Origin of the sequence: Streptomyces sp. NPDC017529 (assembly GCF_044329785.1) — a bacterium.
Taxonomy (GTDB): domain Bacteria; phylum Actinomycetota; class Actinomycetes; order Streptomycetales; family Streptomycetaceae; genus Streptomyces.
This window is the reverse complement of the sequence record NZ_JBIRJY010000021.1, coordinates 73,224-98,593: the sequence shown is the minus strand read 5'-3', so window position 1 is coordinate 98,593 and position 25,370 is coordinate 73,224. Positions and strand designations below refer to the sequence as shown.

Annotated in this window: 12 protein-coding genes; 9 read left to right on the top strand and 3 right to left on the bottom strand. The window is 72.5% G+C overall.

Going from position 1 to position 25,370, the window contains the following annotated elements; all coding sequences use genetic code 11:
* The first annotated feature begins 60 nt into the window (after positions 1-60).
* The 6 genes from ACH4K4_RS33190 (at position 61) to ACH4K4_RS33165 (ending at position 17,602) form a co-directional block, all read left to right on the top strand.
* On the top strand, positions 61-6,420 hold the full coding sequence (locus ACH4K4_RS33190) for an amino acid adenylation domain-containing protein (protein WP_398172582.1): 6,360 nt from the start codon (positions 61-63) through the stop codon (positions 6,418-6,420).
* Positions 6,421-6,467: 47 nt separating this feature from the next.
* On the top strand, positions 6,468-13,082 hold the full coding sequence (locus ACH4K4_RS33185) for an amino acid adenylation domain-containing protein (RefSeq protein ID WP_398172580.1): 6,615 nt from the start codon (positions 6,468-6,470) through the stop codon (positions 13,080-13,082).
* Positions 13,079-14,269 carry a cytochrome P450 gene (locus tag ACH4K4_RS33180; RefSeq protein WP_398172578.1) on the top strand — a complete coding sequence of 397 codons (1,191 nt, stop codon included), beginning with the start codon at positions 13,079-13,081 and terminating at the stop codon, positions 14,267-14,269. Before ACH4K4_RS33185 ends, ACH4K4_RS33180 begins: the two co-directional genes overlap by 4 nt.
* A 17-nt stretch (positions 14,270-14,286) precedes the next feature.
* Entirely contained in the window at positions 14,287-15,501 is a 1,215-nt protein-coding gene (locus tag ACH4K4_RS33175) for a cytochrome P450 (RefSeq protein ID WP_398172576.1), read from the top strand.
* 43 nt (positions 15,502-15,544) lie between these two features.
* Positions 15,545-16,330, top strand: a complete 786-nt coding sequence (locus tag ACH4K4_RS33170; RefSeq protein ID WP_398172574.1) for an AraC family transcriptional regulator — start codon at positions 15,545-15,547, stop codon at positions 16,328-16,330.
* A gap of 96 nt (positions 16,331-16,426) precedes the next feature.
* Complete coding sequence (locus ACH4K4_RS33165) at positions 16,427-17,602, top strand: 4-hydroxybenzoate 3-monooxygenase (protein WP_398172572.1); 1,176 nt, start codon at positions 16,427-16,429, stop codon at positions 17,600-17,602.
* Between the two features lie 15 nt (positions 17,603-17,617).
* Here ACH4K4_RS33165 and ACH4K4_RS33160 read toward each other — a convergent pair whose 3' ends face one another.
* Positions 17,618-18,292: a MarR family transcriptional regulator gene (locus ACH4K4_RS33160; RefSeq protein WP_398172570.1), complete on the bottom strand. Its 675-nt coding sequence runs from the start codon at positions 18,290-18,292 to the stop codon at positions 17,618-17,620.
* 184 nt (positions 18,293-18,476) lie between these two features.
* On the opposite strand from ACH4K4_RS33160, the gene ACH4K4_RS33155 reads away from it, so the two are divergent.
* Complete coding sequence (locus tag ACH4K4_RS33155; RefSeq protein WP_398172568.1) at positions 18,477-19,685, top strand: cytochrome P450; 1,209 nt, start codon at positions 18,477-18,479, stop codon at positions 19,683-19,685.
* 224 nt (positions 19,686-19,909) lie between these two features.
* On the opposite strand, the gene ACH4K4_RS33150 is transcribed toward ACH4K4_RS33155, so the two are convergent.
* On the bottom strand, positions 19,910-20,074 hold the full coding sequence (locus ACH4K4_RS33150) for a hypothetical protein (RefSeq protein ID WP_398172566.1): 165 nt from the start codon (positions 20,072-20,074) through the stop codon (positions 19,910-19,912).
* Between the two features lie 242 nt (positions 20,075-20,316).
* Here ACH4K4_RS33150 and ACH4K4_RS33145 point away from each other — a divergent pair, with 242 nt between their 5' ends.
* Both ACH4K4_RS33145 and ACH4K4_RS33140 read left to right on the top strand, forming a co-directional pair.
* Complete coding sequence (locus tag ACH4K4_RS33145) at positions 20,317-22,521, top strand: NACHT domain-containing protein (RefSeq protein ID WP_398172564.1); 2,205 nt, start codon at positions 20,317-20,319, stop codon at positions 22,519-22,521.
* Between the two features lie 620 nt (positions 22,522-23,141).
* On the top strand, positions 23,142-23,432 hold the full coding sequence (locus tag ACH4K4_RS33140) for a DUF6355 family natural product biosynthesis protein (protein ID WP_398172562.1): 291 nt from the start codon (positions 23,142-23,144) through the stop codon (positions 23,430-23,432).
* 476 nt (positions 23,433-23,908) lie between these two features.
* On the opposite strand, the gene ACH4K4_RS33135 is transcribed toward ACH4K4_RS33140, so the two are convergent.
* Entirely contained in the window at positions 23,909-25,363 is a 1,455-nt protein-coding gene (locus ACH4K4_RS33135) for a CoA transferase (RefSeq protein ID WP_398172560.1), read from the bottom strand.
* Between the last annotated feature and the right edge of the window lie 7 nt (positions 25,364-25,370).

Sequence of the window (25,370 nt, the reverse complement as noted above, 5' to 3'; positions counted from 1 at the left end):
GCGGTGGTGGTGCTGGATGCGTTGCCGGTGACGGTCAACGGCAAGGTGGATCGTGCGGCGTTGCCGGCACCGGACTTCGCGGCGCGGGTGACGCGCCAGGAGCCCCGCACCCCGGCTGAGGAGATCCTGTGCGGGCTGTTCGCCGAGGTACTGGGCCTGGAACGAGTAGGCGTCGAGGACAGCTTCTTCACCCTCGGCGGCGATTCGATCATGTCGCTGCAACTGGCCTCCCGGGCGCGGTGCGCCGGACTGGTACTCACACCACGGCAAGTCTTCGAGGAGCAAACCCCGGAGCGGCTGGCAGCCGTGGCGGAAGACGCCGACGAGCGTGGTACGTCCTCCGGTGATGCGAACGACGTGGGCGCGGGCGACCTGCCCTGGACCCCGGCGATGCGAGCCGCCGGGGAGCAGGCCGCTCAAGGCGAGTTCGCGCAGTGGACCGTCGTGGTGGCCCCGGCCGGATTGACTCAAGGCGCTTTGGTGGCCGGGCTGAGCGCCGTGCTGGATACCCACGACATGTTGCGGGCTCGTGCGGTGCCCAGCGAGCAGATGCTGACAGTGGCCCGGCCAGGAACTGGTACCGGTACTGGTTCCAGTACGCCAACCACCTCAGACCTGATCTCGCGGATCGACGTCACCAGCGAACAGGCCGAGGACCTGGACCGGATCGCGGAGCGTGCGGTCGAGGGGGCTGTGGGGCGGTTGGATCCGTGTGCGGGTGTGATGGTGCAGGCGGTGTGGGTGGACGTCGGCCCCGATCGGACGGGGCGCCTGGTGTTGGCGGTCCACCACCTGGTGGTGGACGGGGTGTCGTGGCGCATCCTGCTGCCCGACCTCCAGGTTGCCTGCGAGGCGGCGATGGAGGGACGGGCACCCGCCCTGGATCCAGTGGGGACGTCCTTCCGCCGGTGGGCAGGGCTGCTGGCCGATCAGGCGCGCACCCCTGAGCGGGTTGCCGAGCTGGGCGGTTGGGAAGGGGCGTTGGCGGACAGCCGCGAGCCGCTGTTGGGCAAGCGGGCGCTGGATCCGGCCCAGGACGTCGTGGCGACCATGCGTCGGCGGTCGTGGTCCCTCCCGCCGGAGCAAGCCGCAACCCTCACCGGACGGACCCCCGCAGCGTTCCACTGTGGGGTGCACGATGTGCTCCTGGCGGCGCTCACTGGCGCGATCGCGCAGTGGCGCGGGGAGGTAGGCCCGGATGCCGTCGGGATGTTGGTGGACATCGAGGGCCACGGCCGGGAACCGTACCCGGGCACGGACTTGACCCGTACCGTGGGCTGGTTCACCAGTGTCCACCCGGTGCGTCTGAGCGCCGCGGGCATCGACCCGGGCGAGGTGCGTTCCGGTGGCCCTGCGGCCGGGCGGCTCCTCAAGCAGGTCAAGGAGCAGGCGCGGGCGGTGCCCGGCGACGGGCTCGGTTACGGGCTGCTGCGCTACCTCAACCCGGACACCGGCCCCCGGCTGGCGGAGCTGCCCGTCCCGCAGATCGGGTTCAACTACCTGGGCCGGTTCCGGTCCGCTTCCGAGGAAGACCAGGCCGCGGGCGCCTGGCAGCAGGCCGGCGAAACGGCGGTCGGTGGTGCGGTGGCACCTGGGACGGTGGCCGGGCATGCACTGGAGGCTAGTGCGTTGGTGCAGGACGCCCAGGACGGGACCGCGTTGACGCTGACGCTGAGCTGGCCGTCCGGAGTGCTGGACGAGGACGAGGCGGAGCGCCTGGGCCGTGCCTGGCTGGAGATGCTGGCCGGACTCGCCGCCCACACCGAGGAGCCCGGCACCGGCGGGCATTCCCCGTCCGACTTCCCCCTCCTCACCCTCGACCAGGACAGCGTGACGGAGCTGGAAACGGCGGCGCCCGGACTGGCGGACGTCTGGCCGCTCTCCCCACTGCAAGAGGGGCTGCTCTTCCACGCTTCCTATGACGAGGACGGCCTGGACGTCTATCAGGGGCAGCGTGCCCTGGCCCTGGACGGGCCGCTGGACAAGGGTCGGATGCGGGCTGCCTGGGAGGCGGTACAGCGGCGGCATCCGGCGCTTCGGGCGAGTTTCCACCGGGTCGCGTCGGGCGAGGCGGTGCAGGTCGTCCGGCAGGAGGTGCCGCTGCGGTGGCGGGAGGCGGACGTCAGCGGGCTTCCGGTCGATGAGGCGGAGGCCGAGGCGGAACGGCTGGCCGCGGAGGACCTGGCGGAGCGGCTCGACCTGTCCGACGCGCCGTTGCTGCGGCTGCTGCTGATCCGCCTGCCGGACGGTCCCGAGAACTCCGGCGCCAGGCACCGCCTGGTGCTGACCAGTCACCACCTCGTGATGGACGGCTGGTCACTTCCAGTGTTGACCGGCGATGTGATGGCGGCGTACGAGGCGGGCGACGGCCGGGCCCTTCCGGCGCCTGCCTCCTACCGGGAGTACCTGGCCTGGCTGGCGCGACAGGACGAGGACGCCGCGTTCGCCGCCTGGCGCGCCGAGTTGGCGGGCGTGGACGAGCCGACCGAGGTGGCGCCCGCGTTGTCGGCCAGGACGCCCGTGGCGCAGGAACGGGTGCGCTTCGAGCTGACCGAGGACCTCTCCCGGGGGCTGACGGAACTGGCCCGCGGGCACGGGCTGACGGTGAACACCGTGTTGCAGGGTGCCTGGGCGCTGTTGCTGGCGCGGCTGACCGGTCGTACGGACGTGGTGTTCGGCACCACGGTCTCCGGGCGGCCCCCGGAATTGCCGGGCGTCGAATCGGCCATCGGGCTCTTCATCAACACGCTCCCGGTGCGGGTACGCCTGACGGGGGGCCAGCCGGTCGGCGAGCTGTTCGCCGCCGTACAGGAACGACGGACGGAGCTGCTGGAGCACCAGCACGTCGGGTTGTCGCAGATCCGCCAGCAGGCAGGGCCGGGGGCGGCTTTCGACACGGCCGTGGTGTACGAGAACTACCCGCACCGGGCCGAGGAGCCCGCCGGGCCGGGGGCCTTGGCGATGCGTCCCGACGGCGTGCCGGAGGACCGCGCGCACTACCCGCTGGCCTGGGTCGTGGCTGCTGGGGACCGGTACCGAGGCGACCTGCTCTACCGTCCCGACCTCTTCGGGCGCGCCGGGGCGGAGGACATGTTGGCCTCGCTCGTTGGCATCCTGGAGCAGGCGGTCGCCGATCCCGCCACACCCGTGGGCCGGATCGGCACGCCGGCCGGCCCTGGCCACGGTATGGGGGCGGGGGAGCGGGGCCGTACGGCGGATCCCGGCACCGCCGAGCGGGACCGTACGACGGATCCCGTTACAGCCGAGCCGCTGCCGGTGCTGTTCGCCCGGCAGGCCGCCGCCTCGCCGGACGCGACGGCGGTCGTCAGCGAGGACACCACCGTGACCTACGGCGAGCTGGCATCGCGTGTCGCGCGGCTGGCCCGGTACCTGATCGGCGCCGGCGTGGGGCCCGAACGCCGGGTCGCGGTGCTGGTGGCCAGGTCGGTGGCGTCGGTGGAAGCGGAACTGGCCGTTTCGGCGGCGGGCGGCGCTTTCGTGCCCGTCGATCCGCGGCTTCCCGCCCGGCGGGTGGCGTTCCTCTTCCGGGACACGGAACCGGTGGCGGTGCTGTGCACCCTCGCCACCCGGCCTGCGGTCCCGGAGGACTACGGCGGCCGGATCGTCGTCCTCGACGACCCCGCGGTGGCCGCGGACGTGGCGCGCTGTACCGACGGGCCGGTGGCCGACGCCGAACGGCTGGCTCCCCTGCGCGCCGCCCATACCGCGTACGTCATCCACACCTCCGGTTCCACCGGGACGCCCAAGGGCGTCGCGGTGACGCACACGGGGCTGGGCGACCTGGCGCGTGCGCAGGCCGAACGGTTCGCCGTGGAGGCCGGATCGCGGGTGCTGCACCTGGCGTCGACGAGCTTCGACGCGTCGGTCTCCGAACTGTGCGTGACCTTGCTGTCGGGCGCCGCCCTGCTGGTGCCCGGCGCGGACCGGCTGCCGCCGCACGCCCCACTGGCCGAGGTGGTACGCGACTGGGGCGTCACGCACGCCACGGTGCCGCCGAGCGTGCTGGCGGCGGAGGAACCGGCGTACGGGCCGCGGACGCTGGTGGTTGCGGGCGAGGCGTGCCCGGCGCCCCTGGCGGACCGGTGGGCGCCCGGACGGCGCATGATCAACGCGTACGGGCCGACCGAGGCGACGGTGTGCGCGACGATGAGCGCGCCGCTCACGCCCGGCGCGGTCACCGTTCCCATCGGCCGGCCGGTGCCCCACGCGCGCGCCTTCGTCCTGGACCCGTTCCTGCACCCCCTGCCGCCGGGTGTGACCGGGGAACTCTACGTAGCCGGCACGGGGTTGGCCCGCGGCTATCCGGGCCGCCCCGCCCTGACCGCGGCCCGCTTCGTGGCCTGCCCGTCCGCCCCCGGAGAGCGGATGTACCGCACCGGCGACCTGGCGCGGTGGACGGACCGGGGGGAGCTGGTCTTCGCCGGCCGGGCCGACGAACAGGTCAAGGTCCGGGGGTACCGCGTCGAGACGGGCGAGGTCGAAGCCGTCCTCGCCGGGCACCCGGCCGTCGGCCGGGCGGTCGTGGTGGCCAGGGAAGAGCCCTCCGGCGGCAGCCGACTGGTCGGCTACGTCGTCCCGGCGGTCGGAGGCGCCGAGCAGGGTTCCGACGCGCTGCCGGGGGCGCTGCGCGCGTACGTGGCCGAGCGGCTTCCGGAGTACCTGGTCCCCTCGGTGATCGTGCCGCTGGAGCGGCTGCCGCTCACCCCGAGCGGCAAGACCGACCGCAAGGCGCTGCCGGCCCCCGGCCACGTCGCGGGTACCGGGCGCAAGCCCCGGACGCCCGCTGAGGAGTCCCTGTGCGCCCTGTTCGCCGAGGTGCTCGGCATCCCGGAAGTGGGGGCCGACACCGACTTCTTCGAGGCGGGCGGCGACTCCGTCATGGCGATGCAACTGGCCGCACGGGCCCGGCGTACCGGCATCGAGATGACGCCGCATCAGGTCTTCGTGGAGGCGACCCCGGAACGCCTGGCGCGGGCCTTGGCGGCGGCACCCGGCGGGCAGCCGGACCGGGCCGAGGAGGAGGCGGCCGTGGGCGAGGTCGCGTGGACGGCTGCGATGTGGGCGGCGGCCGGACACGTCCCGGACGGCGACCGTGCGCAATGGGTGGCTGCCGAGACGCCCGCGGGGCTGGGCCTGGACACCCTGCGCGCCGCGCTCGATGCCGTACGGGAAACCCACGGCATGCTGCGGTCGGTGCTGGTGCCGGGGGAGACCGGTGCGGTGTTGTCGGTGCCGGAGACCGGACCGGCGGGCGATGGCGGCCTTCCGGACCGCCTCGACGCGACACGCATACCGGATGCGGAGCTGGACGGGTTCGCGGAGCGGACCGCACACGAGGAAGGGAGGCGCCTCGACCCCGTCGCGGGGCCGGTCTTCCGGGCTGTGTGGGCCGACACCGGCCCCCTGCGGCCGGGCCGCCTGGTGCTGGTCGCACATCCCCTGGTCGTGGATGCCGTCTCCTGGCGCATCGTCGTCGCCGACCTCGCGGCGGCCTGTGCCGCCGCGGCGGCCGGACGGAAACCGGAACTCCCGCCGGTCCCGGTCCCGTTCCGGCGGTGGGCGGCCGCTTCGGCCACCCGCGACGCCCCGCACCCCAAGACCGGCCCTCTCCCGGAGCCCCGGAAGAACGCCCCGGCGGCCCTGCGCCACCTGACGTGGACGGTGCCGCGGGAGACCGCGGACACCCTGGTGCGCCGGACGCCGGGCGTCTTCCACTGCGAACCCCGTGACGTGCTGCTGGCGGCCCTGGCGGGCGCGATCGCCCACCTTTCGCCGATGGCGGATCACGGTGCCTGCGTCGTGCTGGAGACGGAGGTCTCCGGACGACCGCCTGCGGGCACGGACGGCATGGACGTGTCCCGTACGGTGGGCCGGTTCGCCCTCACGCGTCCTGTACGGCTCGACCTGTCCGAGGTGGGCGATCCCACCGGCGTACCGGAGGGCGGCCCGGCGGCCGGCGCGTTGCTGAAGACGGTCAAGGAGCAGGTGCGGACGGCGCTCGGCGAGGACCCGCCGCCACCGCCCGGTCCCGCCGCGGTCCGCTTCGCCTATCGGCACGACGCCCTACCCGGCGCCTGGCGGCTGACCGGCGAGGCTGCGCCCGGCGGCAGCCGGACCGTCCCGGCGGCGACCGCCGTCGTACGGGACACCCCGGACGGACCGCACCTGACCCTCACGCTCCGCCGGCCCGCCTCCGCGCAGGCGGAGAGCGCCGCGCGGGACCTCGGACGCGCCTGGCTGACCATGCTGAGCGGCCTGGCGGCCCACACGGCGGCCCCCTCGGCGGGCGGCCACACCCCTTCGGACTTCTCCCTCATCGGTCTCGCGCAGAGCCAGATCGATGAGCTCGAAGCCGGATTCCACGACGAAGAGCGGCCGACGCGGCGGCGTGACCGGTGACGCGGCACGAGTGGCGACGGAACACGAATGGTGACGAGGAGAATGCGATGACCCGATCCATGGTCGAGGACGTGTGGCCGCTGTCCCCCTTGCAGGAGGGCCTGCTCTTCCACGCGACCTTCGACGACGAAGGGCCGGACGTGTACACCGTGCAGTCCGCGTTCGCCGTCCACGGCCCCCTGGACGCGGACCGGTTACGGGCCTCGTGGGAGGTCCTGCTGGCCCGGCACGCCGCGCTGCGCGCGTGCTTCCGCCGGGTGAGCGGGGCGCGGACGGTGCAGGTCGTCGCGCGGGACGTAACGCTGCCGTGGCGGGAAGCGGACGTGTCGGCGCTGGACGCGGAGGCGGCGTCGGCCAGGGCCGGGCTCCTGGCGGAGGAGGAGCGGACGCGGCGCTTCGACCTGTCGGAGGCGCCGCTGCTGCGGCTGATGCTGATCCGGCTGGGCCCGGACCGGCACCGGATGGTCTTCACCGGCCACCACATCCTCATGGACGGCTGGTCGGTGCCGGTGCTGCTCTCTGAACTCGCCCAGGTGTACGCGGCGGGGGCGGACGGCTCCGCGCTGCCGCGCACGGCGTCGTATCGGGATTACCTGGACTGGCTGGCCCGGCAGGACAAGGAGGCGGCGCGGGAGGCGTGGCGGAAGGAGCTGGCCGGACTCGACGAGCCGACGCTGGTGGTGCCGGCCGTACCGGACCGGGAGCCCGCGATCCCCGGGGACGTGCTGCTCGAAGTCCCGGAGGAAGCCACCCGCCGCCTCACGGAGCTGGCCCGGCGCAACCGCCTGACGGTCAACACGGTGGTGCAGGGCGCGTGGGCGCTGGTGCTGGCCCGGCTGGCGGGACGCACGGACGTCGTCTTCGGCGCCACCGTCTCCGGCCGGCCCGCCGAACTGCCGGACGTGGAGCGCATGGTGGGGCTCCTGATCAACACGCTGCCCGTGCGCGTGCGGCTGGACGGCACGCAACCGGTCCTGGAGATGCTCAAAGACCTCCAGAGGCGGCAGACGGCCCTCCTCCCCCACCAGCACCTCGGGCTGCCGGAGGTCCAGGCGCTCGGCGGCCCCGGCTCGCTCTTCGACACGCTCATGGTCTACGAGAACGCGCCCCACGCCCCCGCGCAACCGCCCGGGCCGGGCGCCCTGCACCTGCAACCCGACGGTCTGTCCCGCAACGGGGCGCACTATCCCTTCACCCTCGGCGTGTTTCCCGGGGCCCGCATGAGCATGCGGCTGTCCTTCCGGCCCGACCTGATCAGCCGTCAGGAGGCCCGGCGCATCGGGGAGCGGGTGGTCCGGGTGCTGGAGCAGGTGACCGCGGACCCGGCGGCGCCCGTCGGCCGGATCACCGTACTGGACGCCGGGGAGCGCCGGGCGGCGGTGCGGGAGGCGCACGGAGCGGCGGCGCACGCGCCCCGGCCCCCGGTAGCGGAACAGGTGGCGGCCCAGGCCGCCCGCAACCCCGGCGCGGTGGCCGTGACCGACGACCGGGGCGAGCTGACGTACGAGCGGTTGTGGGAGCGGTCGGGCCGGCTGGCTGCCTACCTCGAAGAGTCGGGGATCGGACGCGGCGACCGGGTGGCCGTGGTGCTGGAACGCTCGGCGGAACTGCTGATGACCTTGCTGGCGGTGTGGCGCGCGGGAGCCGCGTACGTGCCGTTGGACGCCGGCTACCCGCCGGAGCGGATGGCGCTCATGCTGGCCGACTGCGCACCGGCCGCGGTGGTGTGCACGTCGGCGACCGGCACCGTACTGCCGGCGGACGCGGCGGCGCGGACCGTGGCGCTGGACGACCCGCGGGTGTCCGAGGCAGTGGCCGCTTCCCCCGCGGACCGCCGCCCCGCCCCCGTGGGAGCGGACGACCTCGCCTACGTCATGTACACCTCGGGATCGACGGGCACACCCAAGGGCGTGGCCGTGCCGCACGGCGGCGTGGCCGCTCTGGTGGGGGAGCGCGGCTGGTCCCTCGGTGCGCACGACGCGGTCCTGATGCACGCCCCGCACGCCTTCGACGCCTCGCTGTTCGAGGTGTGGGCGCCGCTGGCGGCGGGCGCCCGCGTCGTGGTGGCGCCGCCCGGCGTGGTGGGCACCGAGGAGATCCGCGCGGCGGTGGCCCGAGGGGTCACGGCCCTGCACCTGACCGCCGGCGCGTTCCGCGTGGTGGCGGAGCAGGCACCGGAGTGTTTCTCCGGCCTGCGGGAGGTACTGACCGGCGGCGACGTGGTGCCGCCCGCCGCCGTGGCACGCGTACGGCAGGCGTGCCCGGACACCGCGGTCCGCCACCTGTACGGGCCGACCGAGACCACCCTGTGCGCCACCTGGCACCTGCTCCCGCCAGGCGCCGAGGCGGGCCCCGAACTGCCGCTCGGCCGCCCACTGGACGACCGGGGCGCCCACGTCCTGGACGCCTTCCTCCAGCCGGTCCCGCCGGGCACCGCCGGAGAGCTCTACCTCTCCGGCACCGGCCTGGCACACGGCTACCTGGGGCGCACCGGCCCCACGGCGGAGCGCTTCGTGGCCTGCCCGTACGCGCCGGGCCGGCGGATGTACCGCACCGGGGACCTGGTGCGCCGTACGAGCGAGGGCCGGCTGCTGTTCGCCGGGCGTGCCGACGACCAGGTCAAGATCCGCGGGTTCCGCGTGGAACCGGGCGAGGTGGAAGCGGCCCTGGCCGCCCACCCGTCCGTGGCCCAGGCCGTGGTGACCGCCCGCGCGGACCGCTTCGGCGAGCGCCGCCTGGTCGGCTACGTCGTACCCGACGGGCCGGAAATCGACCCGGAGGGGGTACGCGGCCACGCCGCCACGGTCCTGCCCGCCCCCATGGTGCCGGTGGCGGTGCTGGTGATGGCGGAACTGCCCCTGACACCCAACGGCAAGGTGGACCGCGCGGCCCTGCCCGACGCCGACCTCACCGAACGGGTCTCCGCGACGGCCCCGGCCAACGAGACGGAGCAGACGCTGTGCGCCCTGTTCGCCGAGGTGCTCGGCCTTGAGCGGGTGGGCGCCGACGACGACTTCTTCCGGCTGGGCGGAACCTCCGGGCTGGCGATGCGCCTCCTCGGGCGCATCCGTGAGGAGTTCGACGCCGAACTGACCCTGCGGCAGCTCTTCGGCGCCTCCTCACCGGTCGGTATGGCCCGGACCCTGGCGGCCAAGGCCCGCCCTGCGCTGGTACCGGCCGTCTACGGCGACGAGGCGCCCGCCACCGCCGCCCAGCTGCGGACGTGGCTGATGACGCGGCTGGACGACGACGGTGCCGGCCACCAGGTGTCGGTGGCCCTCCGGCTGCACGGCAGGCTGGACCGGGAGGCGCTGGGCAGCGCGTTGGAGGACGTCGCGGAGCGGCACCAGATCCTGCGGACCACCTTCTCGGGCGTGCGGGGCGACCTGCGCCAGCACATCCGGGACGTGGCGGCGGTCCGCCCCGGCCCGGTGGTCAGGACGGCCACGGAGGCCCGGCTGCCGGAGCTGCTGGCCGCCGGCACCGCGCACGATTTCGACCTCACCAGGGAAGCGCCCTGGGCCCAGTACCTCTTCGCCCTCTCCGGCACCGAGCACGTACTGCTGCTCGTGGTGCACAGGATCGCCGCCGACGAAGCGTCACTGAACCTGCTCGTACGGGACCTGGCGGCGGCCTACGGCGCACGGCGCAAGGGCCGGGCACCCGACCGCGCCCCGCTGCACCACCAGTTCGCCGAATACGCCCTGTGGGAGCGGACGCTGCTCCAGGGCACCCCGGAAGCAGGCAGCTTCGTCGGCGACCAACTGGCGTACTGGAAGGAGGCCCTGGCCGGCGTCGACCGGCCGCTGGAACTTCCCGCCGACCGTCCGCGGCCCGCCCTGCCGTCCCGGCACGGCGCCCGGGTGCCGCTGCGCGTCGACGCGGACCTGCACGGCAGTCTGGCGTCGCTGGCCGAGCGGTACGAGGCCACCGTCCCGCTGGTGGTGCACGCCGCGCTCACGGCGCTGCTCTCCCGGCTCGGCGCGGGCACCGACGTACCCGTCGGCTCCTGGCTGCCGCGCCGGACCGAAGAAGGACTGGACGGGCTGGTGGGCCCGTTCGCCGGGCCGCTGGTCCTGCGCACGGACACCTCCGGCGACCCCGGTTTCCCGGAACTGCTCGGCCGGGTACAGCGGACCGACAAACAGGCCCGGCGGCACCAGGACGTCCCGTTCGAACGGATGATGGACGAACTCGCGCTGACGCCCTCCGCCGCGTACCACCCCGTCTTCCAGGTCGGCCTGGACATCGTCGACGACCCCCTCGAAGCGTGGGAGGAGTGGAGCCTCCCCGGACTGCGCACCACCCGCCTGGACACGGGACGGGTGACCACCGACCTGGACCTGTTCCTCGGTCTCACCGGGCGCCGTCGCGCCGACGGCAGCCCCGGCGGCTTCGAAGGACACCTGTGCTACGCCACCGACCTGTTCGACGAAACCACCGCCACCGCGCTCGGCGACCGGCTGCTGCGCGTCCTGGGGCAGGTGACGGCCGACCCGGAGCTGCGCCTGAGCCGGATCGACGTACTGCTGGGCCCGGACGAGGCGCGGCGGCTGGTGGGCCGTGGCAGTGCGGCCGCGGCACAGGACCCGCCCGGCACCGTCGTCGGGCGGGTGGCCGCGCGGGCGGCCCGCACGCCCGGTGCCGTCGCCGTCACCGGCCGGGACGGCACCCTCACCTACGCCCGGCTCACCGCGGCGGCAGGCCGGCTGACCCGCCGTCTGACCAGGCACGGGGTGGGGCCGGGCGACGTGGTCGTGGTGGCCCGTTTCCCGGCGGCCGGTCTGCTGGCCGCCCTGCTCGGCGTGCTCGGGACCGGCGCCGCCTGCCACATCAAGGACGCCGACCGTCCGCGGCCGGAGATACGCGCCCTGGTGCGGCGGACCCGCCCGGCGGCCCTGCTCCGCCCGGCTGGTACGGCCCGGCTGCTGCCCGCCGACAGCACGGTGGCCGAGCTGGTGCTCGATGACCCGGCGGCAGGCGAAGACCTTGCCGGGCACGCGGCACCGAACCACACCGCCGGCCGTACACCGCTGCCCGCACACCCGGCCCTGGTGCTCGACACCACGGCGCCGTCCGGCGCTCCGACGGGCGTGGTCGTCGACCACCGCGCCCTGGTCGGCCAGGTAAGCCACTACCGGCACACCATCCCCGCGCTCGGCGGTACGACGCTGCCGGACACCCGCGCGCCGTTCGCGGCACTGGTGGCACCGCTGCTCGCGGCCCTCTGCGCGGGCGGGACCATCCGGCTCACGGCACCGGACGAAGGCGGGCCGGCAGCCGGCGACGGCGGCACGCCGCTGGCCGTCACCACCGGGGAACTGCTGCCGACGTTCACCGCCCTCGCCGACGCGCGGTTCGCCGGCACCCTGCTGGTGCCGGACGGCGGGCCCTCGGCGGGCGCGGACGTCCGCACGTGGCGCGAACAGCACCCGCACGCCACGCTCCTGAGCGGCTACGGCGCGGCGGGCACCGCGGGCCCGTGGCTGGAGAGCCGGACCGGCCCCGGGGCGGCCGTGCCGCGTGAACTCCCCTCCGGCACACCGGTGCCCGGCACCCGCGCCTTCGTCCTCGACTCGCTCCTGCGGCCGGTTCCGCCCGGCGTCACCGGTGATGTGTACGTGGCGGGGGCCGCCCTGGCGCAGAGCTGTCACGCGGCCCCCGGGCCGACCGGCGAACGGTTCGTCGCCTGCCCCTTCGGCGCCCCTGGCGAGCGCATGCTGCGTACCGGCGACCGGGCGAAACGCACCGCCGCGGGAGAGTTCACCGTCCGGGACGGACGCCAGGAAGCCCCGGAGGGGAAGACTCCGGCCGCCCGTGACCACGACGACCTGGGCGTGCTCCTGCCGTTGCGTGCGGCGGGCAGCCGGCCCCCGCTGTTCTGCGTCCACCCCACCTCCGGGTTGAGCTGGGGCTACCTGGGCCTGCTGCGGCACGTACCGCAGGACCGGCCTGTCTACGGGGTGCAGGCGCGGGGTCTGGCAGGTACGGAGCCGATGCCGCGGAGCATCGGCGAGATGGCGGCCGACTACGTCGACCAGATCCGCACCGTGCAGCCCGCCGGCCCGTACCACCTCCTCGGCTGGTCCTTCGGAGGGACGGTCGCCCAGGCGATGGCCGCACGGCTGGCGGACGCGGGCGAGGACGTCGCGCTCCTGGCCGTGCTCGACGCCTACCCCAGTGACGCCGTCGCCATCAGCACCGGGCCGACGTCCGGGGACGATTTGCCCAACCTGAACAACGATCCCGGGGAGGCGCGGGTGCAGTGGGAGCTGGACGCGCTGATCGAGGAAGGTTTCCTGACCGGCGGCGGCGCGGTCACCGACGAACAGCTCCGCGCGACCGTCGGTGACCTGGTGGTCCGGCTGGCCCGCTACACGGCGGACCACACCCCGCCCCGCTACCGGGGCGACCTGCTGCTGTTCATCGCCGCCGAGGAAGAGCGGGCGGAACGGCCGGGGCCGGACGCCGCGGCGAGCTGGCAGCCCTACGTCCAGGGGAGCGTCGAAGCCTACGAAGTCCCCGCCCGGCACCACGAATTGCTGCAAGGCGCCCCCTTGGCGTACATCGGGCGCGTGCTCGCCGAAAAGCTCCGGGAGGACGCCGGCACGCCGGGCACGCCGCCGAAGGAGAACGCGAAGAAGAAAGGAACAGGCCGATGACCCGACCCCAGGAACTGCCCCCGCACTCGCGCCGCGACCGCTTCGACCCGGACCCCGAACTGGTCCGGATGGCGCGGGAGACGCCCCTGGTGAAAACGGACGTCGCCCCCGGGCCGTCCCACCGCCTCCTGTGGCTCGCCACCGGCCGCCCCGAGGTCCGGGCGGTGCTCAGCGACGCGGAACGGTTCAGCACCATGCCGCCGGCCGACAGCGCCGAGGACACCCGGAAGCTGGCCCTGCCGGGCAACCTGCTGCAGCACGACCCGCCCACCCACACCCGCCTGCGGAAACTGCTGACGCCCGAGTTCACGATGCAGCGGATCCGCAGGCTGGAGCCCCGTGTGGAAGAGGTCGTGGCGGACTGCCTGGACACCATGGAGAGCACCGGCCCGCCGGTCGACCTCATGCGGCACTTCAGCTGGCCCATCGCCGGGCTGATCAGCTGCGAACTGCTCGGCGTGCCCCGGGACGACCAGACGGAACTGGCGCACTACCTGGGCATCGCCCAGGACGAAGGCCGCCCCGCCGACCAGCAGTTGCACGCGGGCAAGGCGTACGGGGACTACATGACCAAGCTGGCCGCACAGCGCCGGCGCCGCCCCGGCGACGACCTGCTCGGCGTGCTCGTACGCGAACACGGCACGGAGGTCACCGACGACGAACTGGCGGGCCTCGGCAAGTCCCTCGCGGCGGACGGCTTCGGGCAGGGCGCCTCCATGCTGGGGCTGGGCGTCGCGGCGCTGCTGGACCACCCGGACCAACTGGCCCTGCTCCGGGACCGGCCGGAGCTGATCGAGCGGGCCGTGGAAGAACTGCTGCGCTACGTCACCGTCATCCAGACCGCCTCACCCCGCACCGCCCTGGAAGAAGTGACCGTCGGCGACCAGGTGATCGGGGCCGGCGAGACCGTCGTCTGCTCCCTGCTCGCGGCCAACCGGGTGCCCGGCACCGGGGACGAGCCGGACCGGCTCGACATCACCCGCGAACCCGGACCGCACCTGGCCTTCGGGCACGGCATCCACCGGTGCCTCGGCGCCCAGCTGATCACCCTGGAGCTGAGCGTCGCCTATCCGGCACTGCTGCGGCGCTTCCCCGCGCTGCGGCCGGCCGTCCCACCGGAGGAGATCCGCTTCCGGGCCTCCCAGTCGCCGCAGTACGGGCTGGTGTCCCTGCCCGTCACCTGGTGAGAACCCGAGGAGCCGACATGCCGGAAGAGACACCGCACACCTTCGCCCACGCGCGCAGGGCCGGCACCGGCCCCGGGGGCCTCGTGCGTGAACTCCACGAGCAGGGGCCCGTCAACAGGATCGTCCCCGGAGCCGGCGCGGATGCCGACGGGGCGCCCGTCTGGCTGGTCACCGGGCACCGCGAAGTGCGCCGGGTACTGGGCGACCACACGCGGTTCGGCATCCAGGGCCGCTTCAGCCCGCGACCCCTGGACGGCGTGAGCGACCGCGCCAGGCCGCGCGAAGTCGTCGGCCACCTCATGGCCTACGACCCGCCGGAACACACCCGCCTGCGCGGGATGCTGACGTCCGCGTTCACGGCCCGGCGGCTGCGGCGGCTCCAGCCGGCGATCGAGACGGCCGTCGAAGGCTGCCTGGACGACATGGAGGACGGCGGGCCGCCGGCCGACCTGATGGAGCTGTTCGCCTGGCCCGTGTCGGGAGCGGCACTGTGCGAACTGATCGGTGTACCCCGCGACGACCGGCACGACGTCCTGCGCTGGATCCGGTGGCAACTGGACGAAGAGCGCACGCCCCAGCAGCGGGCCGTCGCCAGGGACGCCTGCACCAGCTACCTCGGCGCGCTGGTCGGTCGCCGGCGCGCAGCACCCGACGAAGGGTTCATCGGGTCCCTCGTACGCGAGCACGGCGACGAGTTCACCGACGAGGAACTGCGGGGCATCTGCGCCCACTTGTTCGCCGCCGGCCTCGACAACGCCGCGGGCATGATCGGCCTCGGGGTCCTGGCCCTGCTGGAACACCCGGAGCAGCTCGCCGCGGTGCGCCAGGACGCCTCGGCGGCCGACCGGGTGACCGACGAGCTGCTCCGCTACCTGTCAGTGGTGCACGCCGCCACCCCACGGATCGCGACCGAGGACGTGACCCTGGGAGACCGGCTGGTCAGAGCGGGGGACCGGGTGATCTGCTCGATACCGATGGCCAACCGGGACCCGGCCCTCGCCCCGGACGCCGACCGCCTCGACGCCATCCGCGACCCCGTGCCCCATGTCGCCTTCGGCCACGGCGTCCACCACTGCATCGGCGCCGCCCTGGCCAGACTGGAACTGCGCACCGCCTACCTCGCACTGCTGCGCCGCTTCCCCGGACTGCGGCTGGCCGTGCCCGCGGCACACGTGAAGTACCGGGCCGACGCGATCGCCTACGGTGTGGAAGGGCTGCCCGTCGCCTGGTGACGCAAAGGGGAACCCGGTTCAACCACCGTTAGACTGGCGACCGATGCCGGAAACCCGCCAACCTCCCCCCTTACCCCCGACGCTTCCGGTGACGACAGCTGCTGGCGGAGGTTGGCTCCCGCACGGACACCACGTCGACCCCCACTCCCACCCCCTGGGCCAACTGGTGTACGCGGCTGCCGGAGCCCTGGCCACCACGACCGAACGCGGGACCTGGATCGCCCCGGCCAACCGGGTGACGTGGACGCCGCCCGGGTTCGCCCACTCCCACCGCTTCTACGGCAGGACCAACGTCCGTCTCGTCGCCGTCCCGGTCGACTTGTGCGGCGAACTCGCGGCACACCCCAGCGTGTACGCGGTCAGCCCGCTCCTGCGAGAAGCCCTCCTGGCGCTGACGGACCGGCGGACCTTCCGCCCCGGCGCCCGCGAACGGCTGCTCGCGGTGGTGATCGACGAACTCGCCGAGCCCCCCGAGCAGTCCCTGCACCTGCCCGAACCCCGCGACGGCAGGCTGCGTGCCGTCACCGACCTCCTGCACGCCGACCCGGGCCGGAGCGCGACCCTGGCCCAGCTGGGACGGACCGCGGGAGCGAGCGGGCGCACGCTGAGCCGCCTGTTCCACACCGAACTCGGCATGAGCTTCCACCGCTGGCGCACCATCCTGCGCGTCCACCATGCCTTGGTCCATCTCACCGGCGGCCGCTCCGTCACCGAGACCGCGATGGACTGCGGGTGGTCCAACCCCTCCAGCTTCATCGACGCGTTCACCGAGCTGGTCGGCCAGACCCCGGGCCGCTACCAAGCAGGTCTGCGCGAGGACCTGGGGTAGCCGTACGGACCCCGCGCCACCGAGTTGGCGGGTTTTCAGTATCCGGTGTCCCTTCACCGGTTGGGGCGGTAGCTGCCGGAGCCCACAGTGGCATACATGAGCGAGACAAGTGAGAAAACCGCCGTCGTCATCGTCGGGGCCGGAGTAGCCGGACTGGTGCTCGGCAACTTCCTGCTGCGCAACGGCATCGAGTGCGTCATTCTCGAAAAGCACACCAGGGAATACGTCGAGCAGCGGCAACGGGCCGGGTCCATCGACAGCCGCGGGGTGCGCATGTTCCGCGAGTGGGGGCTCGAAGGGGTGCTGGAGGGCGACCCCATTCCGGAGGCCGGGAACGGCTACTGGATCGACGGAGAAGAACTCCCGCTGGCGTACGACAAGGACATCAGCCGCGACACCCTTTTCTGCCCTCAGCAGGTCCTCGTCCGTAACCTCACGGAGGTTTTCCTGCGCGGCGGCGGCGACCTTCGCTTCGAGGCCGCCGACGTTTCCCCGGAAGGCCTCGACGGCGAGCTTCCCCGCGTACGCTACCGGGACACCACCGACACGGCACGGGTCGTCACCTGCGACTTCATCGCCGGCTGCGACGGCTACCGCGGCGTCAGCCGGGAGTCCGTCCCCGCCGGCGCCCTCACGCGGCACTCCCACGAGTACGGGTATTCCTGGCTCAGCGTCCTGGCCGAGGTGCCGGCGCATCCCCTGGGCATCGCCATACACTCCCGCGGCCTCGCCGGAATGCTCCCTCGCGGCGCGCACACCAGCCGTCTCTACCTCCAGTGCCCGGCCCACGACACCCCCTCGAATTGGCCGGACGAGCGCATCTGGAAGGAAATGGAAGCCCGTTTCGTCGCCCCCGTGGCGACCGGCCGAATCATCGACAAGCGGATCGTGCCTCTTCGGTGCGTGGTGTACAGCCCCATGCGTTATGGCAGGCTGTACCTGCTCGGGGACGCGGCACACATCGTCCCTCCGATGAGCGCGAAGGGACTCAACCTCGCCCTCCACGACGCCGAAATCCTCGCCCGTGCGATCATCCACCGGCACCGGGAAGGCGACGTGAGTCTGCTCGACGGCTACTCGGACACCTGCCTGCGTCACCTCTGGAACTACCAGGCATTCGCGGCATGGATCACCGAGTTGATGCACAACGCCGGCGACGCCTCGTACGAAGGGGAGTTCCGCAAGCAGATCGCCCGCGCGGAGCTGGCGCGCCAAGTCGCGTCCCCCACGGCCAACAAGCTGTTCAGCGAGCTTCTCGCCGGGGTCAATTAGGGGGCAGCCGCCGGCTCACGCCAGGAGGGTGCGCCAGCGGTCGGCCGAGTCCGTCATGTCCACGACGACCCGCTCCAGGAACGTCCCCGCCTTGGCCAGCCGCCGCCCCGCGGGACTGTCGAGCCCCAGCGCCTCCGCCGCCCCCATCGCGGCCCGCGCCGACGCGAGGGTCTGCCGCGCACTGAGCACGATCGCGTGGTACCAGGCGTCGTCGTCGACCACGTAGATGTCGTGGCGCCGCCGCGGGTCGCGCTCGCGCCGGACATAGCCGTGCTGGACCAGGTAGTTCACGGCCACGGAGACGGAGGCCGGGCTGACCTCCAGCCTGCGGGTCAGCTCGGCCGCGGTGCGCCTGCCGTCCTCGGACAGCAACAGGTCGACGTGCACGCGCGCCGTCGTCCTCGGCAGCCCCGTCCTGACCGCCAACTCGATGATCCCCTCTTCCGCCGTGCCACCCGGCGCTCCGGTCGTGCGCGGGGGCGCCGGCGTACGACGCCGCGCCCGCTCGGTCGTCGCCCGGTGTGCCTGCTGGGGCCGGTAGCCGCCGGGGCCGCCGTTGCGCCCGACCTCACGGCTGATCGTCGAGGTCGGCCGGTCGAGCCGCCTGGCGATCTCGGCGTAGGAGAGCCGGTCGGCGAGTCCGGCGGCGATGCGCTGGCGCTCCTGCTGGGGCAATCGTCCTCCTGGCATGTCGACAGTATTGCCTTCGCCTCCCCTCATTGCAACGCCGCGTTGCGTTAGAGCCCAGCGTCATTGCATCAATTTACCGCCGCATACCTGGGGTTATGCCTATTGCTTGATTGACGGCACTCCGAACGCAACGTAGCTTTCGTTAAGCGCAAAAACGCGCACTATCGCGAAATGAGGATGGGCCATGGGGGAATCCCTGCACACTGTCACGACGCTGCCGACGACACGCCGGCCCGGCTGTCCCTTCGACCCGCCGGCCGAGCTGATCGACGCCCGCCGGCACGGCCCCATCAGCCGCTACACCTTCCCCGGCGGCAGGCCCGGCTGGCTGGTCACCGGATACGACCTGGTCCGCTCGGTCCTGGCCGACCCGCGGTTCAGCTCGCGCAAAGAACTCATGCGCCACCACCCGACCATCGACTACGGCGACATCGAGGTCCCTCCGGCGCCGCCCGGCGAGTTCCTCCTCATGGACGACCCGCAGCACCGGCGCTACCGCAAGCCGCTGGCGGGCAAGTTCACCGTACGGCGGATGCGACTGCTCACCGAGCGCGTCGAGCAGATCACCACCGACTGCCTGGACGCCATGGAGAAGACCGGGCCGCCGGCGGACCTGGTGACCGCGTTCGCCAAGCCGATCCCCGCCATCGTGATCTGCGAACTGCTGGGAGTACCGTACGAGGACCGGGGCTCCTTCCAACAGCAGGTCGAATCGTTCATGAGCGGGGAGGCGAGCGACGAGGAGCTGATAGCGGCCTACACCGCGACCCAGACGTACCTCGGGGAACTGGTGGCCGCCAAGCGCGCGAACCCCACCGACGACGTCCTCAGCGACCTCACCGACAGCGATCTGACCGATGAGGAACTGCGGGGGATCAGCCTGATCCTGCTGGCGGCGGGGCTGGACACCACCGCCAACATGCTCGCGCTGGGCACCTTCGCACTGTTGCGCAACCCGGCCCAACTGGCCGCGCTGCGCGCCGATCCCGCGCTCGCCGACCGGGCCGTGGAGGAGCTGCTGCGGTACCTGAGCGTCGCGAAGACGTTCATGCGGGTGGCATTGGAGGACGTGGAACTGGGCGGCCAGACCATCGAGGCCGGTACGACCGTGATCCTGTCGTACAACACCGCCAACCGCGACCCCGAGCGCTTCGCCGACCCCCACGTGCTCGACATCCGGCGGAAGAACGGCGGGCACCTGGCGTTCGGCCACGGCATCCACCAGTGCCTGGGACAGCAACTGGCCCGTGTCGAGATGCAGGTCGCGTTCACCGCACTGGTCACCCGCTTCCCCACGCTGCGCCTGGCCGTACCGGCCGAAGAGGTCGGCCTGCGCCCCGAGATAGCGGACGTCTACGGGGTCAAGAGCCTCCCGGTCACCTGGGACGCCTGACCAGGGGCCGGCGACGGGTAGGGGCGGACACCGGAAGCCCCCGGTTACCGCCCCGACTCAAGCTGCCCGGCGTTTGCGTTGATGGTGGATGGTGAGTTTGCGGCGTTCTTCCGACGCCCGCGGTCTGGCCGAAAGTCCCAGAAAAGTCCCAGAGAGGTCCCAAGGGGGTGTTGGCTACGACCACTCCGGCGGCTGGAGGGCGTGGTGCCGGAAGCAGGGCAGCCTCATACCAGCCGTCCGGCTACCGCAGGAAGTTGTGCTGCCATTTCAGCAAGGGCAATGCTCAACGCGGCTTCGGCGAGGGCCTTCGCCGACGGTGTCTTCAGTGACGTGCGGCTGGTGTCGATCCAGTTCTGGGTGAGGCTGTAGCCCTGCTCGCGGTACTCCACTGCCTGTACGAGGCATTCGAGTTAGTCGGCATCGCGGGCGGCGATCGCTTCGAGAGTTTCGCCCGGTTTTGTACCAGTCGACCGCAGGGGAAGCGCACTGTGCGTGTCCGGTACACGACTACGTCACAAGTGTGCCGAACGGGTACTGCTGGTTGCTGGTAGGGCGTCATGATCGGGGGATGGTGGGTTTAAGGGAGCGTCGATATCGGCGTGAGTGGCAGGTTGTGCGTGCGGTGTGTGCCGTGTCGATCGTTGCCAGCGTGGTCTTCGCGGTGTGGCACATCGTCAACGACGGCGAACTGGATTCCGCGGACACTACGACCCTCCTCGGCCTCCCCGTCGCTGTCATCGGGCTCGTGATCGCTGTCGTGGCGCTGCGCAAGCCGTTCGAGGGCGATGCCGCCGAGCTCGCGCGCAGCCGCGCCGGGAAACTCGCCCGGCAGGTCACGGGCAGTGAAGGCAGGGTGTGGCGGCAGCTACTCGGGGCCGACATCCAGCGCATCAATCTCACCTATGCCCTGTGCTCCGTGTCCGAGCGGGCCGCCATTGCGCCGTCAGCCGGGCGGACCTTCACCGACGGCCCCGCCGCTCTGCCCGACGTACTGGACTACTACCGCTCCACCCATCCCCATCGACTGGTCATCACCGGGGAGGCCGGGGCCGGGAAGACCGTACTGGCTCTGGAACTCATACTCGCCCTCATCGATAGCCGGGCCGATGACGACCCCGTTCCGGTACGGGTTTCCCTCGCCCAGTGGGACACCGATCAGCCCCTCGCCACCCTGCTGGCACAGCAACTTGCCGAAACCTACGGCTGGCCCTCCGCCATGGCCGCAGACCTTGTCGACCACGGCCTGGTACTTCCGGTCCTCGATGGATTGGACGAGATGGACCCGCTGCGCCCGGACGGCGCCCCGGATCCCGAAGCCCCCCGTGCCCGTGCCGCGTTGGAGGCGCTCAACGCCTACCAGAACGGCCGGGACGCCGGCCCGCTCGTCCTGACCTGCCGCACCGCACACTATGACGCTCTCGCACCAGCGAGCAGGCTGATGGATGCCGCCCGCATCACCATCGACCCCGTCAGCGCCAGCCGCGCCATCAGCTACCTTCGCGACCGGGCCCGCGACGCCTCCCGCTGGCAACCCCTCATCGAGCACCTCCGCGGCCACCCGCACAGCCCGCTGGCCGCCATCCTGTCCACGCCCTGGCGACTCTGTCTGACCGCGACCGTCTACCACCGTGACGGCGACCCCTCAGAACTCCTCGGGCACCACACCGGAGACGACCTCGACCGGCATCTCCTCGCCCGCTACCTCCCGGCCGCCACAGCCAACACCCCCAACCCCCGCCACTACAAACCCGAGGACATCCACCGCTGGCTCCACCACCTCACCGGCCACCTCGACGGCGCCGCAACGGGCACCCCCTCCACCGACATCGCACTCCACCAGCTCTGGCCCCTCGCCGGCACGCTCCGCGTTCGCGCAGTTGATCTCCTTCTCACCGCCCTCCCCATCACGCTCCCCTTCCTGCTGGTCGTGGACGCCTCCAATACGGGGGGAGCAGGCCTTACGGGCGCCGAGTACCTCACAGCCCTATTCGTTGGCATCCTGGCCTACCGCCCTACGCCCAAGCCAAGTCGCCTGAGTTCCCTGAAAACGATCCCACCCGGGTTCCTGGCCAGAATCTCGACCGGGTTCATGGCCTGGTTCCCGATCGGGTTCGCGGTCGGATCCATGTATGGGTTCGTCTACTTCGCAGACTTCACGGCCGACCTCATGGTCGGCAGCGGCGCCGGGTTCCTGGTCGGCCTCGTCGGTGGGCTCATGGGCGGGCTGGCAGGCGGGTTCAGAACCGGATACAAGACCTGGTTCACGGTCTGGTCGGGGGCCGGGGCTGCCGTCGTCGTCTACAGCTGGCTCACGGGAGATCGGGTGGATGAGCTGGGGGGCATCATGGACGGAATTGCCTGGCTCATCATCGGGGTCACGGGGGGACTCGCAGGGGGTGTCGTGCGCGGCCTCAGAGGCGAACCCACCACAGTGGCCAACCCTCGGGCCATCATCCGTGACGACATGGTCTACGGCATGGCGATTGGGCCCCTGACCGGATGCGTGGCCTGCATCATGGTCACGCTCATGTCCGTAGCCCTTGTCTGGGGCAGGTCTCACGGCGATCGCACACCCACCGCCCTCATGGTCTCTTCCCAGGACGTGGCTGTCGTCGGTCTCGTGGCCGGCATCGCGGCCGGGCTTTTGGCCGGACTTGCGAGGGCAGCGAGGCGGTACGGAGTGTTCCTGCTGTGCTCGCGAGGCAAGCTCCCTTTCCGGCTCGGCCCCTTCCTCGACTGGGCGGTCACCGCCGGCCTCCTCCGCTACAACGGTCCCGCCTACCAGTTCCGCCACCGTGAACTTCAAGACTGGCTCGCGCACCGCCCACACCCCTGACGTGTTGCGCCCGCACCCGTTCGTCCGCGCCGGCCGCTGCGGTGGACGGCGGGCAGCCAACTGGTGGGGAATCAGCCGCCCGGCGGAGAGGTCCGGGTTACGCCGGTGTCGTAGGGATGGCTGGACAGCGTCCGGTGCGCTCCGGTGGCGCGTGGCTGGGTGGGGGATGTGCCTGCACCTGCGAGCAAACGGTTGCTGCCACCAGCGGACCAGCGGACCAGCGGCAGCGGCCGGGGCGTGAGGACCAGCATGACCTCGACCGCGCGAAGGCAGAGCAGGCGGCGGCCGAGGCGGCGCAGGACGCCGCGGACGCAACCGCCCGCACGGCGGCGGAGGCCGAGACCAGGAAGACCCCCCGGCGGTTCGGCCTGCGGCGCCGGTAACACCACCGCCTGGACGCCGGCCGCGGAACCGGCCCGCGATCCGAGCCCGACGGTGATCGGAGGTGATCCATCTGATCGGTTGTCGAAGAGGGGAATCTTCCGGGTGAACGCGCACCGTTTGTGCCGGTGGCCCGGGGCGGCGTTGGGACCCTCAAGGCTGGCGTCCCGTGAAGCCCTGCTCCGCGAACCGACGCCTGCGACGCAGCCCCGACCCCTGACCCTGATCAAGGAGCCTTCGTGCATATCCGACGCCTGGCGACCACCGCCCTCGCCTCCACCGCCCTCGCCCTCACCTCCCTGGGCGCGGTGACCGTCACCGCGACCCCCGCGGCCGCCGCCCCGTGCGGCTTCTACGAGACCAGCTCCGACGCCTACTACAACCACTGCACCGCAGACGGCTCCCGCGTCGTCATCAAGGTCAGGGTCGCTCTCGGTCCCGACTACGAGCGCTGCGTCGGCCCCGGCAAGACCTGGCTGGGCTCGGCCGAGAAGGTCCAGGGCGCGCACTACACCGGCCGCACCTGCTGACGACCCACCATCGGTGAGCAGGCGGGGCCACCGGAAGGTGGCCCAAGACCGCGCACCTGGTCATCCGGACGCCCGGCCGCGGGCGCCCGGATGACCGATCCCGTTCCTGACCCACAGCACGACCCCGCCGTAGCGCCGGCGGTGTACTTGCGCACGCTGCCTCCGCCTGCGGACGACTCGTTCTGACAGCGAGGACCGCATCCGGCAGCTGGCCCACCCGGCTCTGGAGGCACGGGCGGTCATCGACGGCCCCCGCACGCTGATGGTGGTGCGTGAGCGGGCCGCCGGCCGGGCCTCGCTGCTGCGTTCGGCGGCGCTGGTGCGCGTGGATGCCGCGGTGTACGTAGGGGCGGCCGAGGAGTCACGGCGCTTCTGCTGTTGCGGCTGAGGAGTACGCTTCGTCGCCGCCGAAGCGGTCGGGTCGGGTGCGCGAGCACCCGCTGCTCGCCCGGGCCGACGGTGTGCTTTTCCCGTTGTCAGCGTGGCAGCCACTCGGGGCGGGAGCTGCCGAGCCGAGGGGTGGGCTTCGACCAGCGTGGCGCGGTTTCGCTCATCCGGATGACGGGACCGAGACTCTTGAGATCGCCGTAGACGGAGCCCTCGTCGGTTACGGCGTAGCGCTCGAACTCGGTGGCGGTCAGGCGGCCCGGGGCCTCGGTGAAGTCGTGGACCAGGCCCTGGCGTTGCAGGAGCGTCGCGGACTGGCAGAGAGAAACCTGCACGTGGTACGACCCGCCCTCGCGTGCGCGCCGGGCGAGCGCGAGCAGGGCACCGTAACCGCCCAGGAAACCGGTGAGGAAGTCGCAGAGGTACACCGGCGTCAGCTGCGGCCGGCCGCCGTTCGCCGCATCCCCCTGGACGGTGCACACTCCGGTGACAGCCTGGGCGACCTGGTCCCAGCCCGCACGCGTCGCGAAAGGGCCCCCTGCACCGAAGCAGTTGACGCTCACGTACACCACACCTGGGCGAAGCTCCGCGAGATCGCCGGGACCGAAGCCGTGGGCCTCCATGCGGTGTGGGCGATATCCCTCTACGAAGACGTCGGTGTCGGCGGCCAGCGCGCGCAGCCGGGCCGCTTCCTCCGTCTTGGTGTAATCCAGGTAGGTACTGCGCTTGCCGTGGCTGGTATCGCGGACAAAAGGCGGCACCTGTGGCAACTGCGGTGCGGTCACCATCAGCACGTCCGCCCCGTGCTCGGCCAGAGAGATGGCGGCCGTCGGGCCGGCGAGGATCCGGGTCAGGTCGAGCACCCGGACTCCGGACAGCGGCTCGGTGCCGAGAGCACCGCCGGGCAGGGGCTCGGGGGCGCTGTCGCCGATCTTGGTGATCTCCACGACCGGGCGCGACGCGAGATGGAGGCCGTGCGGGTGCGCCAGCCATTCCTCCGGCGTGCGCACCACCCCGCCGCAAGCCTCGGCGTCGGCGACGGCCTCTTCAAGATCGTCTGCCTTCCACCTGCGGACTGCGGCTCGGACGGAAGCCGGCGTGGGTTCGCAGCACAGCACCCTCAGCACCCGTCGTTCGAGATGCGCGAGGTTGAAGTGCGGCAGGAACCAGCGGTCGTCGGCGGTCTGCCAGGGCTGCGTCAGCGAGGCCATGTGCTCGACATCGGGTGACAGCGGCGCGGGCCGGTACTCGCCGTCGGCGCCACGGACGAGCGTCATGTCCTCGCCGCCGAGGGCGGTCGCGGCCGCGGCACGCACGTCGACCGTGATCCTCTGGCGGCGGCCGGTGCGCAACTCCCACAGGTCGTTGGCCGCGACCGCGCGGGCCGCCAGCGCGTCGGCCAGCGTCCCACCGATCCGGAACGGTGAGGCGAAGAGCGGATCCGACCCGGTGATCGTGACCTCGCCGACGGCCGGCCGGGGGCCGTCGCGCAACGTCATGAGTTCGTCGAACGCGCCTGCTTCCCTGGGGGTGGTGGTCCTCACTTCTTCC